We start from the raw sequence: 16,338 nt of genomic DNA on the forward strand, positions 1-16,338 counted from the left end.
TGGAAGCGGCTCTGCACGAGGCCATCGGTTGGATTACTAGCCAAGATGCGCGCAACTGGTTTGACCACTGTGGGTATCACACTCAACCAGCTAAATGAACGGACGAACCGTTCACGAATCCGCTATATATATAGTGTCTCCCATCTGTACTTTACTCCGCAATTCAGGACTCATCACTGCCAAATCCTTTTGAACTCCGTTAATATCTATTTGTATGTGAGTCACTTTCTTAAAATATTTATTCTTAACGACACCTCTGTATTCTGCTTTTATTTCATTCTGATATATTCTGTAATCAGCAGTATGTGCATACGATGATAGAAAGTATACAACTGCTATAAACAATAGAAATACCGTTATTTTCATCATACTGTTGTATCATTTGTTAACGACGTAAATTACTCTATTTCCTTCTTCTCCCGCCACCAAACCCGCAGAGCGGTGCGGAGCAGGATCAGCCAGAAAATGGCCCCGGCGAAGCCCGCCAGTACATCGGTGGCGTAGTGTACGTGCAGGTACACGCGGGTGAGGCCGATGCACATGGCAAACGTCAGCAGCAGCGCTGCCCAGGCCGGGTGCCTTCGGTGCTGCCACAGCAGCCAGGCCAGGCAGCCGTACAAGGCCAGTCCAATCATGGCGTGGCCGCTGGGAAAGCTCAGGCCGGGCTGGAAGATGAGGGCGGAAGACGGCCGCATCCGGTGAAAGTGGGTTTTGAGCAACTGGTTGAGCACCGTGGCTCCTGCCACGGCCAGCAGTACCTCCAGCGCCTCGCGGTGGTGTCCGCGCCACCGCAGCAGCACCGGGATACCCGCCCCCGCCGCCACCAGCCACGGCAGCGAGGCAAAGAACGTGAGTCCCCGCACCGGGCCCGTAAGGCCGGGGCAGGCGGCGCGTAACGTATCCATCTGCGTAAATGCCCAGTTATCGAATTGCATGGAGTGCTCCACGAACACCACCCGCGTGAGATAGAAGAACAGCAGTGCTACGCCCACAAACACACCGGCCACCATCAGCACTTCCAGAGTAAGCAGGCTAAGCAGGGCCGCCAACCGGGCCGTAAGGTTCTTCATGTAAGCACAGATTTTCGCTGACGAAGGTGGTTACGCAGATTTCAGGCCCCAGGATGGGGTATCCCCCGGCCCTCCTGACAAGCTGCGTAATCATCTGCAGCCAAAACCTGTGGCAAACAAAAAAGCCGACCCATTACTGGATCGGCTTTCGTGCGCTCGGAGAGACTCGAACTCTCACACCGTTAGGAACTGCCGCCTGAAGACAGCGCGTCTACCAATTTCGCCACAAGCGCAGCACTCTTTTTATCGTCTGACCTCCGTGTGAGTGTCATTTGATGCTGCAAAGATAGGGGTGTTTTTCGACGCGTGTCAAGCTTTGACCCAAAAAAAGTCAGATTATTTTTCGTAAAAAATTTCGTTTCTACGCTATATAGGCTGTTTTTCAGCCAATTGCAGTCGATTTTTAAATCGTTTTTTTGCCTGGATTTCCAGTTGCTTCAGCACCGGAATGGCTACCACCAGCCACCCCAGCCCGGCCGTGAAGCCCGCCAGCACGTCGGTGGCGTAGTGCACTCTGAGGTACACCCGGGTAAGGCCGATGAGCAGAATGAGCAGGCTCAGGGCAGCAGCTACCCCGTAGCGCCAAGCCGGGCGGCGCACGTTGGTCCAGACCAGGTAAATCAGCAGCCCGTAGAATGAGGCCGAAATCATGGCGTGGCCACTGGGAAAGCTCAGGCCCGAGGCCGATACCAGCGGCAGCAGCGGCCGAGGTCGGTTATACAGCTGTTTCAGCACCAGATTCAGCGTGATGCTGCCCAGGGCTACTACCGGCACCAGCAGGGAGTACCATCGGTGCCGGCGCATCAGCAGAAACCAGTTAATGAGGAGGCAGCCCGCCGCCGTGATGAAGTTGCGGGAAGCCAGAAACGTGACGGCCTCCACCCAGTTTTGCCGATCGGGCCCCAGCAGCTGGCGCGTCCAGCGGAATGCCTCCGCATCGAAGGTGGCCGCGTCCTGATCAAATACTTCCCGGCTCAGGGCCAGAAATGCCACCACGCCCAGCGTACCCAGCAGCAGGGCCACGGCAAACTCCGTCAGAAACAGCGTAGTTCCGGCCAGCAGCCGGCGAAAAGTACCCGTCATATTCCCCTGATACGGAAAGCGGGCCGCCACCGCTATGCAGGCGGCAGAAACCGTCGGCAGCTACTTTCGTTGAAACTGTACGCCTTTTGCCCTTCCCGACTCCCGATGCCCCTGCCCGACTCCGGTTTTGATAGCGTGGCCGCATTTTACGATGCGCTGGCCCGGCTGGTATATGGTCCGGCGCTGCGGCGGGCCCAGCAGGCGGCGCTGGATGCGGGTCTGCCTACGGGCTCCGTTCAGATATTAATAATTGGGGGCGGTACCGGCTGGGTGCTGGGCGAGGTATTGCGGCGCAGCCCTACGGCCCGCATTGTATATCTGGAGGCCTCGCCCCGCATGCTGGCTCTCAGCCAGGCGTGGCTGCATCAGCATCTGCCGCAGCACCTGGCGCAGGTAGAGTTTCGGCTGGGTACGGAAGCGACGCTGTTGCCACATGAGCGGTTTAAGGTAGTGCTGACGTTCTTTTTCCTGGATCTGTTTGAGCCGGTACGCCTACGCGCCATTGTGAAGCATCTGCGGATGGCCTTGGTCCCCGGCGGAGTGTGGCTACTAGCCGATTTCGCCGAGCCCCGCCGCTGGTGGCACCGCGCGCTGCTGTGGCTGATGTATCGTTTCTTCGGCCTGAGCACGGGCATTAGCGCCCGACAGCGGCCTCCCATCGAAGCAGAGCTGCGCCGGACCGAGCTGGCACCCACTCCGGCAGGCATTTTTTTTGGAGGTATGGTGGAAGCCAGTGTGTGGCGCTGAGGCAGTAGCTGTTCGTTGTCCGTTATCAGTTGTCAGTTGTCAGTAAAACTTATCCATCGACAACAGGCAACTGACAACTGACAATTAGCAACGGAAAGCCGTAGGTTCGCGTCTGTATCCATCCTCTACCTGTTTCTTTGATTATGATGCGGAAATCTGCCGCCTTATTACTTCTGAGCTTGCCTCTGGCCCTGAGCCGCCCGGCACTTGCTCAGGCCCCCGTTCAATACAATGTGGCGTTTCCGAATGCCGTGCACCACGAAGCCCGCATAACGGTGACGTTCCGGGAGCTGCCGGCCGGGCCGCTGCAGGTGCGCATGGCCCGTTCCTCGCCGGGCCGGTATGCCCTGCACGAGTTTGCCAAAAACGTATATGATGTGCAGGCTACGGACTCTAAAGGCAACGCGCTGGCTGTGGGCAAACCCGACCCGTATGGGTGGACGGTGGCCGGCCACGATGGCACGGTGGTATTCACCTACACGCTGTTCGGCGACCGAACGGACGGCACCTACGCCGGTATCGACAGCCGCCACGCCCACCTGAATATGCCGGCCACGCTGGCCTATGCCCAGGGTCTGGAGCAGCGCCCCGCTGCCGTGCAGTTTCAGCTACCCGAGGGCTGGACGGTGGCTTCGCAGCTGAAGCCCGAAGCGGGCGGCACCTGGACGGCTCCGCACCTGCAATACCTCATGGACTCCCCTACCTCGCTGGGTCCTCAACAGATGCGGACCTGGCAGGAAGCCGGCCGCACCATTGAAATGCAGGTGCTGCACGATGGCACGCCGGCTGAGCTGGATGCCTACGTGGCCAACACCAAGAAGATTGTGAAGGAAGCCGCCGCAATTTTCGGGGGCCTGCCCGAATATGATTTCGGCCGCTACACCTTCATTGCCAACTACCTGCCCCAGACCAGCGGCGACGGGATGGAGCACCGCAACTCCACCTCCGTCACCAGCAACCGCCCCCTGCGCGGCAACGAGGCTATGGCCAACCTGAGCACCGTGGCTCACGAATTCTTCCATAGCTGGAACGTGGAACGCCTGCGGCCCCAGGATCTGGAGCCGTTCGATTTTCAGCGGGCCAATATGAGCAGCAACCTGTGGTTTGCTGAGGGCTTCACGCAGTACTATGGCATGCTGCTGATGCGCCGCGCCGGTCTGCAAACCGACGACCAGTTCAGCCAGCAAACCCTCAGCGGTATGGTGGATGCGATGCTGACCATGCCCGGACCCAAGCGGTACTCGCCGGTGTACATGAGTCAGCAGGCCCCCTTCGTGGATGCGGCCGCCGCCATTGACCCGAATAACCGCTCCAACACCTATCTGAGCTACTACTACATTGGGGCAGCCAACGCTTTGGCACTGGATCTGGAGCTGCGCAGCCGTTTCAAAACCGACCTCGACACCTATATGCGGGCTCTCTGGAAAGAGCACGGCGAGCAGCAGAACTACGCCCCCGCCAAACCCTACACCCTGCGCGACCTGCAGCGGGTGCTGGGCACCGTGAGCAAGGATACCGCCTTTGCGGGGCAGTTTTTCCGCCAGCACATCATGGGCCATGAACTGCCTAAGTACGATGCGCTGCTGGCCCCGGCGGGCATGCTGGTTCGTCCGGCCCGCGCCGGCCAGGCCACCTTGGGCGCCCGCCTGCAATTCAACCCCGACAGCACTGCTACCCTCGGCACCACTCTGCTGGGCAGCCCCCTCTACCAGGCCGGCCTCGACCGGGAAGATGTGGTGCTAAAAATAGATGGCCGCAAACCCACCAACGCCAAGGAAATGCAGACCCTGCTGGCTGCGCATAAGCCCGGCGACGTGCTGCCGGTAGAAGTTCGCTCCCGCGGCCTGGTGCGCACCGCCTCTGTAACCCTGCAGGAGGATAACACGCTGGAAGTAGTTACTTACGAGCAGGCCAAGCGCCCAGTCAGCAAAGCCCAGAAGAAATTCCGCGCTGACTGGCTGAACGGGAAAGCCAAAGGCTAAGCACTTCGCCGAAACAGCACCGGCTCACACCGACAACAGCCCCCGACATTTCATCGTGTTGGGGGCTGTTGTCGTTTCGCTCTTCGGGGTGTTCTATTCCTCGTCCTCTTTTTCGCCCAACACTTTTACCTGCTCGCCCCACCACCTGCGGCCTGCCGCTACCTGGTAGCCGGCATCTACGATTACCCGGCGCAGGTGCGCACCGACGGCAACGTGGCAGCCGGCCAGCACCACACATTCCTCAAGCACCGCCCCGGCTTCCACGGTCACATCGGGGCCGAGCACGCTGCGGCGCACGGTGCCGGCTACGTGGCAGCCGGGGGCAATCAGGCTATCCGCTACCTGCACGCCGGCTGCCAGCCGAGCCGGGGGCCGGGGCAGCGCCAGGGTATAGAGGGGCCAGTCGGGGTGGTCAAGAGGTACGCCCTGGTTATCGAGTAAGTCCATGTGGGCCTGCCAGTACGCTTGCGGAATGCCCACGTCGCGCCAGTAGCCTTGAAACGGAAATGCGTAAGCTTTTCCACCTTTTACCAGCGTGGGCAGCAGGAAGTCGCCAAAATCCTTGAGGTTGGTGTGCTGCTCGGCCAGTGCCGTGAGCGTGCTATCCAGCGTGGTCATATCGTAGAGAAATACCTCGGTGGTAATGGTATCCGACAGCGGCCGGGCTGGCTTGTAGGCAAAGCGCCGCACGCGCCCGGCCCGGGTGAGCACCACGTTGCCAAAGCGGGTGGCGTGGTCCTGGGGTGGCACGGCGGTGGTAACCATCGTTACCTGAGCCCGGCGGCGCAGGTGTTCGGCTATTATCGGCCCGAAATCCAGCGTGTAGAGGTGGTCAGCGGACAGTACCAGCAGCAGGTCGGGGGCGAATTGCCGGATTAAGGGCAGCTGCTGATACAGAGCGGCGGCGTTGCCCCCGGCAAAGCCCGCGCCTTCCGGACCCGTAACCGGGGGCAGCACGCGCAGGCCGCCGTAGGTGCGGTCCAGGTCCCAGGGTCGGCCCCCGCCCAGGTGGTCGTTAAGGGTATGCAGCTCGTAGGATTCCAGCACCCACACATCCGTCAGCCCCGAGTTTACGCAGTTGGACAGAGCAAAGTCGATGAGCCGGTAGGTGCCCGCAATGGGCAACACCGGCTTGGCACGGCGCTGGGTAAGCAGCCCCATCCGGGAGCCTTTGCCCCCGGCCAGCACCAATACCAGCACTTTCTGGCCGTGCAGGCGGGTACCTCGGGCCTGGTTGAGAACGGGAGTTTGCATGAGCGGCTACGTCAGTCAGATACAGTCCTCTGCTTACGTAGCTCCCACGGCAACCGCCGAAACTACCGGTACTTACCGGCGCTTATTCGCTCTGCATCAATCGCAGCACCACAGAGCCCACGAAGCACACCACGCCCAGAATCAGAATCCGCAGACCGTGTACCCGGTCCTGAGTGTTAAAGGCCGGTACCTTGCGGCCGTCGGGCAGCTGCTTGGTATGCGTGCGCAAATGCCAGCCGATGAAGATGGCCACCAGCCCGCCCAGCAGTGCCACTGCATAGCCGAACAGCACCCAGGCTTTCTGGGAAGGCTCGGGCTGGGCTAAGTCCTGTAACCGTTGCTGCCGCAGTTGCTCCAGTAGCAGGGGGCTGACTTCCTGCCCGCGCTGACGCAGGATACGGCGGGCCAGGGCCACATCGAAGCTGCTCCACTCATCAGCCTTCAGCAGCACATCCAGCAGCTCCTCGTCGGTAAAGCGAAACAGGTAGTGGTCGGCCGGGGCGGTGGCCGTCAGCTCCTCATCGGCGGCCATTTCCAGGGCCCGCACAGCTTCCACGTCCGCCGGCCGTACTTTCACCACGAAGTAGGAGTTGGTAGGATTAAACGCAAAAGATGGGTCGATGCGCGGCTGGTCCAGTAGCGTTTCGTAGAGAATACCATGCTGGTGCAACAGTTGCAGTAGCGGCTGGGCCACTTCCACGTTCGGAAAACGCTGATATGATTGAAATTCGCTCATGATAAAAGGATATGGCCGCCCAAGTTTGCGTTTTTTGCCCGGACGCGCACCACTTCCAGTGTCTTTGCTAGGCTGTAACTCAGACGGTCATGCAGTCTAAAAAACTTCCGGCCAGTCAGAAATGAGGTTACTCGCTTCAGCAGTAACGCAACAGGCCCCCGACGATTAACGCCGGGGACCTGTTGTGAATTGAGACGAAGAAGCTCTACCCGTTAGCGCCGACGGCCGAAAATGCGCAGCAGAAACAGGAACAGATTGACGAAATCAAGGTAGAGCGTAAGGGCTCCCAGCACGGCCGCTTTCCGGTCCGTTTCATCATCATGGATGCCCACAAAGGCTAGGGCTTTCATTTTCTGCGTGTCATAAGCAGTAAGAGCCACGAACAGCACCACCCCTACAAACGAGGTAATGGTGTACAGCAGCGAGTTCAGCCAGAACAGGTTTACTACGGAAGCAATGATGAGGCCCACTACCCCCATCATCAGGATATTGCCCCAGCGTGCAAGATTAGTGCGCGTGAAATAGCCGTACAGGCTCATCACCCCAAACGTAGCCGCCGATACGAAGAACGTGGACGCAATAGAATCGGCGGTGAACACCAAGAAGATAATACTGAGCGTAATGCCGTTCAGCACGGAATACGCCAGGAAAGCTCTGGTTACGGTACCGGATTCCATGTCAAACGCCCGGGCGGAAATGTAGCCGACTACAAACATTTCCAGCAGCAACAACGCAAAAAAGACCAGGCGGTTGCCCACTACCAGCTCCACGATTTCGGGGGTTCCGCTAACAAGCAGTGCTACCCCGCCCGTCAGGGCCAGGGCCGCCGCCATCCAGCCGTACACCTGCCGCATAAAGGCACTCTGAATCTGGGAGGCTTCTTCAGCACTAATCTGAATAACAGGCTGGGCACTTGGTTCTTCGGGTAAAAGATTTTCCATGAAGTAATGGACAGGGATAAAATGAAGAAAGAGATTGAGAGCATCCAAAGTACGAAGGATACCAGTGTCTGCAATAGCGCAGGGCCACCTGCCCATGCTTCGAGCAACTTATTAGCCTTAGTGGGGTTCTTGTATCCATAAGCGCACTAGCGCGTGCCGCTGTGCGTTCGTACCTTAGCTGTCTATCCTTCACACTGCCCGGCAGTATTTTCCGTATGCTTTCACACCTTTCTTTTTCAGGTGCGGCCGTCCTCTTGCTGGCTACTGCTGCCCAGGCTCAGACCTCTCCGGTAAAGCCCCGCCTGGGGTTGCGGCCCCACTACAGCCTGCAGGCCGGAGCCACATTTGCCGGGCGCTATGGCTCGGCCACGTATCTGAGCCCGATGGTTTCGGTGCCGGTTACGCAGCGGTTCTCAGTATTTGGGGGCGTTACGTACCTGCGGGCCATGCCGGGTCTGGCGTATGCGCCGTTCGGGGAGGCCGGCCGTTCATTACCAATGGCTACCAATCATTACCTCATCCAGGGCGGCGGCCAGTATGCTCTTTCGCCCCGCGTAACTCTTAGTGGCTCTGCCTGGAAAGACCTCTCCCCTGCTACCGGCCCGTTGGTGAGCCCTTACGCCGGTTTCGGGGGTAACATGGGTACCGGCGTAAACCTGCGCGCCGACTACCACATCACCGAGAACTTTTCGGTCTCGGGTGGGGTACGGGTCAGCAACGGCGCTACGGCCTACCCGGGCAGCTACTCGCCCCTGTTCGGACCGGGCAGCCCCATCGGATACTAGATTTTACGGACAATAAACTGCCACGGGCAATCTGAACTTCCTTCGGATTGCCCGTTTGTTTTGGTGTTTCTTTGGGCTGATTTTCCGCCGCTTCCCTGTTTTCATGGCCTCTGCTCCCCATTTCGTTCACAACCCGCAATTGCCCATCATCAAGCCCAACTACCCCGGCAACAAGATGATCGGGCGCGAATACTGCAACGGCGAGGAGCTGTACGAGCCCAGCTTCGGCACCGTATTCAAGTGGCAACTCAGCAAAAACCCGCAGAAAGAGGAGAAGAAGGCTGACACCTGGGTACCCGAAGTAGTAGATTGCTCGGCCTTCCTGGCCGGCCAGGAAGATGGACTGGTGTGGCTGGGACATGCCTCGTTTGTGCTGCGGGTGAGCTGTACAACCCTGCTGTTCGACCCAGTGCTGTTTTCCTCCCTGCGACTGCGCCGCCGCCACGCCCTGCCTTGCCGGCCCGAAGACATCATCAATATTGATTTCCTGCTGCTCAGCCACGGCCACCGCGACCATCTGGACGAGAAATCGGTGCGGCAGCTGGCCCAGCAGAATCCGCCGCTGCGGGCTTTCGGACCGCTGGGCATGGCCGGGCTGCTGCGCGGTATGGCTCCGCAGCTGGCCGTGCAGGAAGCCGGCTGGTGGCAGCAGTTCAATTTGGGCCCGGATGCCCCGTTTGAGCTATTTTACCTGCCCGCCTCGCACTGGCACCGCCGGGGCCTGCTGGATCTGAACACGGTGCTCTGGGGCTCCTTCCTGCTGCGCCTGCCCGATGGCCGCACCATCTACTTCGCCGGCGACACCTCCATGGCGGGCCATTTCGAGGAGATTGAGCGGCAGTTTGGCCCCCTGGATATCGTGCTGATGCCGATTGGAGCCTATAAGCCGCCCTATATGATGCAGATGAGCCACGTTAACCCGCACGAAGCGGCCAAAGCGGCCAACCAGCTGCGCGCTGGCCACGTGGTGCCCATGCACTACGGTACCTTCGACCTCAGCGACGAGCCAGCATCCGAGCCCATCCGGGAGCTGCAGATGGTGGCCGCCGGCGGTATGCTGCGCGGTGACCTGCACGTGCCAGCCGTGGGCGAAGTGCTGCACTGGCAGGACTGGGAATAACTCTCGCCCGGGGCCTGCCCGCACAGAAGGTGCTCTTTTTCAAGCCCGTCAGCCCAGAGTTGACGGGCTGTTTTTATACTCTTCAAATGAGGTGAATGGATGAATAAGAGTAGTTTACTATTGCTTAACGGAGTGACATTAAATTAATTTAATACCATTTTAACCACAATTAAATCCTAACCCCACAACCTGGGCCGTATTTTTGTGGTTGGAAAGAAACCCAGGCGGAAGAGCTGACAGTAAAAGGGCCGGGCTATCTGATGGCTTTCCGATACGCACCCCTTCTGTTGTCCTTCCGCCGTGTCAACTCACATCCGGATGGTACTGCCTCCGGCTGGTAGTTTGCCCGATTGCCCTCGTTCTTTATTCGCCCGTATGGCCTCCAAAACCCTCAATTTACCGCCGCCTACCCCGTGGCAACGCCTTACCCGCATGCTCGACACCGAGCGGCGGGCCATCCGCTACATCCTGTACTACGCCATTGTGACAGGCCTCATCAGCCTGACGCTGCCGCTGGGCACCCAGGCCGTATTCAACCTGGTATCCACGGGTGCGGTGTTCAGCTCCACCTACATCCTGATTGGGGTGGTGGTGCTGGGCGTGCTGCTGGGCGGGCTGCTGCTGGTAGGGCAGCTTACCCTGGTGGAAGCCATTGAGCAGCGCCTGTTTGCCAAGGCCGCCATCGAGTTTGCCTACCGCCTGCCGCGCATCGAGCCCAAGGCGCTGGAAGGCGAAAACCCACCGGAGCTGGTGAACCGCTTTTTCGATATCCTGACGGTGCAGAAGGGCCTCACCAAGCTGTTGATTGATCTGATGTTTGCCGGCTTTCAGATTCTGTTTGCCGTGATTGTGCTGTCCTTCTACCACCCCGTTTTTATTGGGTTTGGCGTGGTGACGCTGCTCATGCTGGGACTGATTTACGTGGTGAACTACCGCCGGGCCCTGCGCACCAGCCTGGAGGAATCGTCGTACAAATACAAGACGGTGGCCTGGCTGGAGAAGGTAGCCGGCAACCTGCCTCAGTTCCGGCACAATGCGCAGGAACAGCAGCGGGCCCTGCTGCGCACTGACGAGCTGACGGCTGACTACCTGCGGGCCCGCAATGGCCACTTTGGGGTATTGAAGTCGTATTTCGGCTGGGCCATTGCCCTGCGTACCATTCTCACAGCCGCCCTGCTTATTGCCGGTACGCTGTTCGTGGTGTCCCGGCAGATGACGCTGGGCCAGTTTGTAGCCGCCGAGGTGCTGATTGTGCAGATCAGCGCTTCTATTGAAAAACTGATGACCGGGGTAAGCACGGTATTCGACATGCTGACCGGCGTGGAGAAGCTGGCCGTAGTGACGGATTTACCCATTGACGAGCATACAACCGACGAAACCCATGCTTAACCTGTCGAATCAGGACATAGATGATACCGTGTGGGATGAGGAGCTGAAGCTTTCCCACCGTGAGCTGCTCGACCCCAAGGACAGCCGCCGGCTGGGGCGGATTCTGCTGGCCGTTGGGCTGGTGTTTCTGATTGTGCTGTTTCTGCCCTGGCGCCAGACCATTGAGGGCAGCGGCACGCTCACTACCCTGCGCCCCCAGGACCGCCCCCAAACCGTGCAGAACCAGATTGCCGGCCGTATTGAGCACTGGAACGTGCGCGAGGGCCAGCTGGTGAAGCGCGGGGATACCATCCTCACCATTTCGGAAATCAAGGACGAGTATTTCGACCCCAACCTGCCCCAGCGTCTGCGCGAGCAACTGACCGCCAAGCGGGGCGCGGTGGAAGCCTACCAGGCCAAAATCAACGCCACCGACCAGCAGATTGCGGCCCTCACCGCTACGCTGGAAGTCCAGCTGCAATCGGCCCGCAACAAGGTGGAGCAGGCCGAAAACTACCTGAACATCGACCGGGCCGACCTGGTGGCCGCCACCAACTTCTACCAAACGGCTCAGTCCCGCCTGGCTCGCTACGAGGAAGGTTACAAAAACGGCCTGTTCTCCCTCACCGACATTGAAACCCGTCGCCTGAAGCTGCAGGAGGACCTGGCCAAGGTAACGGCCGCCCGCAACAAAGTGGCCAGCAGCCAGCAGGCCCTGGCCAACGCCCGCATCGAGCTGAGCAACCTGCGCGCCAAGTACGAGCAGGACGTGGCCAAAGCCCGCTCCGACCGGAGCTCCACCGAGTCGGCCAAGTCTACCTCGGAAGGTGAAGTGGCAGCCATGCGCAACAAGCTCAGCAACGTGGAAGTGCGCCGCGGCCTGTACGTGGTGCGCGCCCCCCAGAGCGGCTACGTGGTGCGCACGCTCAAAGCCGGCATCGGCGAAACCATCAAGGAGGGCGAATCCATTGCCACTCTGCAGCCCGACGCGCCCGTGTTGGCCGTGGAGATGTACGTACGGGCTATGGACGTGCCCCTGATTCAGCGGGGCCGCCAGGTGCGGCTGCAGTTTGATGGCTGGCCGGCCGTGCAGTTTTCGGGCTGGCCCTCCGTAGCGGTGGGCACGTTTGGCGGCACCGTCTCGGTGATTGACGTGGTGAGCAGCACCAACGGCAAATACCGCCTGCTGGTGCGCCCCGACCGCCACCCCGAGCAGCCCGGCGACCAGGACCACCAGTGGCCGGCTCAGCTGCGGCTGGGTTCGGGCGTGTACGGCTGGGTGATTCTGGACTCGGTGCCCGTATGGTATGAAATCTGGCGGCAGCTCAACGGCTTCCCGCCCAGCCTGCAGGCTGCCCCCGACGAAGCACCCATCAAAGAGACTGCCTCGAAGGACAAGAAATAGTGTGTATGCCGCTCCTGCCTAAACTCCGGCGTTTCGCCGCCGTGGTGCTCCCCTCTTTTTCCTCCGGCCGCGCAGCCTGGCTGCTGCTGTGCGGGCTGGCTATCAGCACCGCCACGCTTGCCCAGGACCCCAGGCTGCCCGCGCAGAAGCCCGGTCTGGAGCCTGCGCCTTTGCAAACCCGCCAGCTGGCACAGGACCGTCCTCCAACGGATACGGCCCGGGTTTTCTCGCTGCAGGATCTGGCCGACCTCGTGTTCCTCCATCACCCGGTAGTGAAGCAAGCCGCCCTGCTTAGCGACGACGCCCGCGCCCAGGTGCAGCAGGCCCGGGGCGGTTTCGACCCCAAGCTGGGCTCCGGCTTCGACCGGAAATACTTCGGGGGCACCGATTACTATAACAACTGGTCCAACGAGCTGAAAGTACCCATCTGGCCCGGGGGCATTGATTTGAAGGTAGGCTACGACCGGATGGTGGGCACCTACGTGAACCCCGAGTACCGCACCCCGCAGAAAGGCCTGGCCGTGGCGGGGCTGTCGGTGCCGCTGGGGCAGGGCTTGCTCATTGATGAGCGCCGCAGCACCCTGCGGCAGGCCCGCATCATGGTGGATGCCGCCGAGGCCGAGCGCGTGAAGCAAATCAACGAAGTGTGGCTGCGCGCCGCCCAGGACTACTGGAATTGGTACAACACCTACCAGCAGATGCTGCTGATTCAGGAAGGCATTGAGCTGGCTGAAACCCGGTTTCGGGGCACCAGCCGCCGCGCCCAGCTCGGCGACCAGGCCCCCATCGACTCGGTGGAGGCCCAGATTACGGTGCAGGACCGGCAGGTGCAGTTTGAGCAGCTGCGCGTGGAGCTGCAGAACGCCCGCCTGCTGCTGTCCAACCACCTCTGGAACAAGGATGGCCAGCCCGTGGAACTGCCCGCCTACGCCGTGCCCCAAACCCCGCCCCTCACCCCGCTCGACTCGGCCGGCTATGAGCAACTGCTGGATTTTGCCACCAACCGCCACCCCACCCTGCTCAAGCTCGACGCCAAAATCCGGCAGCTAGGCGTGGAGGAGCGCTACCGCCGCGAGCTGCTAAAGCCCACCATCAACGTGAGCGGCTACCTGCTCAGCCGCGGCGACTTTTACCGCCCCGAGGTGCCCGCCTACTACGATTTCGGCCGGGACAACTACAAGGTGGGCGTGGATTTCGCCTTCCCTCTGTTTCTGCGCAAGGAGCGGGGCAAGCTCTGGCAAACCCGCCTGAAGGTGCAGGATGCCAACCTGGAGCAGCAGAACAGCCGCCGCCAGATTGCCAACCAGGTAGGCACCAAGTACAACACCCTGAAAGCCTACGAGCGGCAGCTGGCCGTGCAGGCCCAGGCCATTGCCAACCAGCGCGTTCTGCTGGCCGCCGAGTCGCAGAAGTTTGAGCTGGGCGAAAGCACCATCTTCCTCGTCAACGCCCGCGAAACCAAGCTCATCGACCTGCGCCTGAAGCAGGAAAGCATGCGCGCCAGCTACGAGAAAGCCCTGGCCGAGCTGTACTACTACGCCGGCACCCGTACCGTGCGCCCCGAGTAGGCCACCGGAAGTAAGCTGATAGCTTTTGGCTATTAGCTGTTAGCTTTGATGTTCTTTTCCACATCATCGGCCGGAAAGCCGCTGCTAACAGCTAACAGCCAAAAGCTATCAGCTTATTCCATGTCGCCTACACTTATCCTGAGCCTGATTGCGGGCTACTTCGTGGTGCTCATCATCATTGCCTACCTCACCTCGAGGAAGGCAACGAGTGAGTCGTTCTTCATTGCCAACCGCAATGCCCCCTGGTACATGGTGGCGTTTGCCATGATTGGCACCTCCCTGTCGGGGGTCACGTTCATTTCCATTCCCGGCATGGTGGCCTCCCAGAGCTGGAGCTACATGGCCGTGGTGCTGGGCTACATTGTGGGCTACCTGGTCATCGGCACCGTGCTGATGCCTCTGTACTACCGCCTGCGGCTGGTGAGCATCTACACCTACCTGGAGCAGCGCTTTGGGTTCTGGAGCTACAAAACCGGGGCGCTGTTCTTCCTGATTTCCCGGGCCGTGGGCGCGGCGTTCCGGTTGTTTCTGGTGGCGGGCGTGCTGCAGTTTGCCGTGTTTGATGGACTGGGCGTACCGTTTGCCGTGACGGTGACGGTCAGCATCTTCCTCATTTACCTCTACACCTTCCGGGGCGGCCTCAAAACCATCCTCTGGACCGATACTTTCCAGACCATGGCCATGCTGGTGTGCGTGGCCGTGAGCATTTACCTGATGGCCGACGAGCTGAACCTGGGCTTTGCCGGGCTGGTGAAAACGGTGAAGGAAAGCACCATGTCGCAGATTTACTTCTCCGACCCCAAGGACGATAAGTTCTTCTGGAAGCAGTTTGCCTCGGGTGCCTTCATCACCATCGTGATGACCGGCCTCGACCAGGACATGATGCAGAAAAACCTGAGCTGCCGCTCCCTGCCCGACGCCCAGAAAAACATGTTCTGGTTTACGCTGGCCATTGTGGTGGTGAACGTGTTCTTCCTGTCGCTGGGGGTGCTGCTGTATAAGTTTGCCGCCGCCAAAGGCATTCAGCTGCCCATGAACCCAGCCACCGGCAAGGTTATCGGCGACAACGTGTTTCCGCTGCTGGCTACCAACCACTTCTCGCTGTTTGCCGGCATCGTGTTCATCCTGGGCATCATTGCCGTCACCTACGCTTCCGCCGACTCGGCCCTGACGGCCCTGACCACCTCCTTCTGCGTGGACATGCTCGACATCAAGCAGTATGACGAGGCCAAGCAGAAGCAGTTGCGCCAGGCCACGCACTTCGGCTTCAGCATCGTGCTGATTATTATCATCCTGATTTTCCGGGCCATCAACGACCAGAGCGTAATTACCTCCGTGTTTAAGGCGGCGGGCTACACCTACGGGCCGCTGCTGGGCCTGTTCTCGTTCGGCATCTTCACCAGCCGCGGCCTTACCGATAAGCTGGTGCTGCCCGTGTGCGTGGTGGCTCCGCTGCTCACATGGTTTATCAACAGCAACTCCAAAGCCTGGTGGGGCTACGAGTTTGGCTTTGAGATTCTGATGCTCAACGGCCTCATCACCTTCCTGGGTTTGCTGGCAATTTCGCGCCCCCGCAACCTCGAATTGAACCCGGTAGCCTAGGGGTTGTTTAGGGAGGTGTACTTTTGTGATAAGGGAAGCCACAAAGAACGTCATGCTGAGCGCAGCCGAAGCATGACGTTCTTTTGGTCCACTCCTACCAACCCGCCAACCCTATGAAACATGCTTTCTTCATCTTCGGGCTTGTAGTTTTGGCCGCCGGAGCGGCACAGGCCCAGCAAACTCCGACACCGGCTCCTAAACAGCCCATTGAGCTGCAGCCGGGCCGAATGCAGGCCCAGGCCAGGCCCGCTGCCAACCGCCCCGATGCGCCCCCGCAGTTTCCGGGCGGGGCGCAGGGGTTAAGCACGTTTTTTCAGCAGAATCTAAAGTATCCGGAGGCAGCCAGCGTCAAGCAAATCAGCGGCAACGTGGTGATGACCTTCACTGTGGAAGCCGACGGCCACCTCACTAATCCCTCGGTGGTGCAGCCCCTCAGCCCCGAGTGCGACACGGAAGCACTCCGGGTACTGGGCCAGATGCCGGCCTGGAAACCGGCTACCCGCAAGGGCCAGCCCGTGGCCACCCAGGTGCGCCTACCCATTCCCTTCGGCAACTCCGAGGGGCTGAAGGTAGAGCAGGGCAAGAATAAATTTGAATAAAGAAGTGAGGAGATGGAAGCCAGGAGTTGGGAGGCAGGAAGTTCACGTAGAATTCTGCCCTGCAACTCCTAGCTTCTG

14 protein-coding genes and 1 tRNA gene are annotated in these 16,338 nt (G+C 60.0%); 9 read left to right on the forward strand and 6 right to left on the reverse strand.

What is annotated here, in order from left to right; genetic code table 11:
• Nucleotides 1–398: 398 nt before the first annotated feature.
• The 3 genes from EI291_RS10910 to EI291_RS10920 form a co-directional block, all read right to left on the reverse strand.
• Entirely contained in the window at nucleotides 399–1,070 is a 672-nt protein-coding gene (locus tag EI291_RS10910) for a phosphatase PAP2 family protein (protein WP_125419866.1), read from the reverse strand.
• A 151-nt stretch (nucleotides 1,071–1,221) separates the two neighbouring features.
• Nucleotides 1,222–1,303: transfer RNA gene (locus EI291_RS10915), tRNA-Leu, on the reverse strand.
• Nucleotides 1,304–1,436: 133 nt separating this feature from the next.
• Nucleotides 1,437–2,153, reverse strand: a complete 717-nt coding sequence (locus EI291_RS10920) for a phosphatase PAP2 family protein (RefSeq protein ID WP_125419867.1) — start codon at nucleotides 2,151–2,153, stop codon at nucleotides 1,437–1,439.
• A 105-nt stretch (nucleotides 2,154–2,258) separates the two neighbouring features.
• On the opposite strand from EI291_RS10920, the gene EI291_RS10925 reads away from it, so the two are divergent.
• Complete coding sequence (locus EI291_RS10925; RefSeq protein WP_125419868.1) at nucleotides 2,259–2,900, forward strand: class I SAM-dependent methyltransferase; 642 nt, start codon at nucleotides 2,259–2,261, stop codon at nucleotides 2,898–2,900.
• A gap of 143 nt (nucleotides 2,901–3,043) precedes the next feature.
• Nucleotides 3,044–4,882, forward strand: a complete 1,839-nt coding sequence (locus EI291_RS10930) for a M61 family metallopeptidase (protein ID WP_125419869.1) — start codon at nucleotides 3,044–3,046, stop codon at nucleotides 4,880–4,882.
• Nucleotides 4,883–4,975: 93 nt separating this feature from the next.
• On the opposite strand, the gene EI291_RS10935 is transcribed toward EI291_RS10930, so the two are convergent.
• From EI291_RS10935 to EI291_RS10945, 3 genes are all read right to left on the reverse strand, one after another.
• The gene (locus tag EI291_RS10935; protein ID WP_125419870.1) at nucleotides 4,976–6,136 is read right to left on the reverse strand and encodes a glucose-1-phosphate adenylyltransferase family protein; all 1,161 of its coding nucleotides are present in this window, start codon (nucleotides 6,134–6,136) and stop codon (nucleotides 4,976–4,978) included.
• Between the two features lie 82 nt (nucleotides 6,137–6,218).
• Entirely contained in the window at nucleotides 6,219–6,872 is a 654-nt protein-coding gene (locus EI291_RS10940) for a hypothetical protein (RefSeq protein ID WP_125419871.1), read from the reverse strand.
• Nucleotides 6,873–7,084: 212 nt separating this feature from the next.
• Nucleotides 7,085–7,813: a Bax inhibitor-1/YccA family protein gene (locus tag EI291_RS10945; protein ID WP_125419872.1), complete on the reverse strand. Its 729-nt coding sequence runs from the start codon at nucleotides 7,811–7,813 to the stop codon at nucleotides 7,085–7,087.
• 215 nt (nucleotides 7,814–8,028) lie between these two features.
• Here EI291_RS10945 and EI291_RS10950 point away from each other — a divergent pair, with 215 nt between their 5' ends.
• The 7 genes from EI291_RS10950 (at nucleotide 8,029) to EI291_RS10980 (ending at nucleotide 16,260) form a co-directional block, all read left to right on the forward strand.
• Nucleotides 8,029–8,598: a hypothetical protein gene (locus EI291_RS10950; protein ID WP_125419873.1), complete on the forward strand. Its 570-nt coding sequence runs from the start codon at nucleotides 8,029–8,031 to the stop codon at nucleotides 8,596–8,598.
• A 103-nt stretch (nucleotides 8,599–8,701) separates the two neighbouring features.
• Nucleotides 8,702–9,718, forward strand: coding sequence for an MBL fold metallo-hydrolase (locus EI291_RS10955; protein ID WP_125419874.1), 1,017 nt, complete (start codon nucleotides 8,702–8,704; stop codon nucleotides 9,716–9,718).
• A 375-nt stretch (nucleotides 9,719–10,093) separates the two neighbouring features.
• Nucleotides 10,094–11,107, forward strand: a complete 1,014-nt coding sequence (locus tag EI291_RS10960) for an ABC transporter transmembrane domain-containing protein (RefSeq protein WP_125419875.1) — start codon at nucleotides 10,094–10,096, stop codon at nucleotides 11,105–11,107.
• Nucleotides 11,100–12,491: an HlyD family secretion protein gene (locus tag EI291_RS10965; protein ID WP_125419876.1), complete on the forward strand. Its 1,392-nt coding sequence runs from the start codon at nucleotides 11,100–11,102 to the stop codon at nucleotides 12,489–12,491. Before EI291_RS10960 ends, EI291_RS10965 begins: the two co-directional genes overlap by 8 nt.
• Before the next feature lie 5 nt (nucleotides 12,492–12,496).
• The gene (locus EI291_RS10970) at nucleotides 12,497–14,059 is read left to right on the forward strand and encodes a TolC family protein (protein WP_125419877.1); all 1,563 of its coding nucleotides are present in this window, start codon (nucleotides 12,497–12,499) and stop codon (nucleotides 14,057–14,059) included.
• Between the two features lie 120 nt (nucleotides 14,060–14,179).
• Complete coding sequence (locus EI291_RS10975) at nucleotides 14,180–15,661, forward strand: sodium:solute symporter (protein ID WP_170172602.1); 1,482 nt, start codon at nucleotides 14,180–14,182, stop codon at nucleotides 15,659–15,661.
• A gap of 113 nt (nucleotides 15,662–15,774) precedes the next feature.
• The gene (locus tag EI291_RS10980) at nucleotides 15,775–16,260 is read left to right on the forward strand and encodes an energy transducer TonB (RefSeq protein ID WP_125419878.1); all 486 of its coding nucleotides are present in this window, start codon (nucleotides 15,775–15,777) and stop codon (nucleotides 16,258–16,260) included.
• The last annotated feature ends 78 nt before the right edge of the window (nucleotides 16,261–16,338 follow it).

The sequence above is a fragment of the Hymenobacter rigui genome, from assembly GCF_003944715.1.
GTDB lineage: Bacteria > Bacteroidota > Bacteroidia > Cytophagales > Hymenobacteraceae > Hymenobacter > Hymenobacter rigui.